Source organism: Paraburkholderia humisilvae (genome assembly GCF_902859855.1).
GTDB classification, from domain to species: Bacteria; Pseudomonadota; Gammaproteobacteria; order Burkholderiales; family Burkholderiaceae; genus Paraburkholderia; species Paraburkholderia humisilvae.
The window spans coordinates 1-594 of sequence record NZ_CADIKH010000474.1; the positions used below are offsets into that span (position 1 = coordinate 1).

The 594-nt window shown below is 53.7% G+C and carries 1 protein-coding gene; it reads right to left on the reverse strand.

Features of this window, described 5'->3' with window-relative positions; all coding sequences use genetic code 11:
• Positions 1 to 379: 379 nt before the first annotated feature.
• Positions 380 to 594 (reverse strand): DDE-type integrase/transposase/recombinase (locus HV796_RS43135; RefSeq protein ID WP_175233658.1); only part of this gene is annotated, 215 nt, incomplete at its 5' end.

Genomic DNA, 594 nt, shown 5'->3' on the forward strand with positions numbered 1-594 from the left:
TATACTTCATTTCAGCCTCCTGAATGGGTCCGTTGAGCCAGGCATCTCAACTGTAGACCCTGGCCGCCCCCTTCTTTGGGCGGCCAGGATGCCTTTCAATGATTATCAACGACCGTGCCCACGATATTAGTTCCGCACCCGAGCCCGGGTTCGAGTCACGCCGCCTATACACCGGACACCACGTGGCCAATAAGCAGGTGACCGCCACGCTGATCCCAGGGGTAACGGGCGCCCCCAGTTTTGATGTCGTCCAGGTTGGTTTCGATGCGTCATCAGCGGTTCACTTTCGTTCGTCTCTCTAATCCATACATGACGTGTTTGATCAGGCTCTGGTGCAAATGGTGGAAACAGTCAAGGAAACTAATTTTGACAGGATGACTTATTGAGCGAAGAGGACCGCGTTCCAGACGGTCGGCGTAGCGGTGTCTTTGAGATCGAGCGTCGCGAGATTGAATTGCCCCTTGCGAATGCGATGCATCAACTCGATGCCTGAAATCGTAGTCGTGGCGCCTCTAAACCGCTTGAAACCCAGCATGACCTTCGTCCGGGACTTGATGTTTCGATGGTCTTGCCCGATCAGGTTATTCAGATACT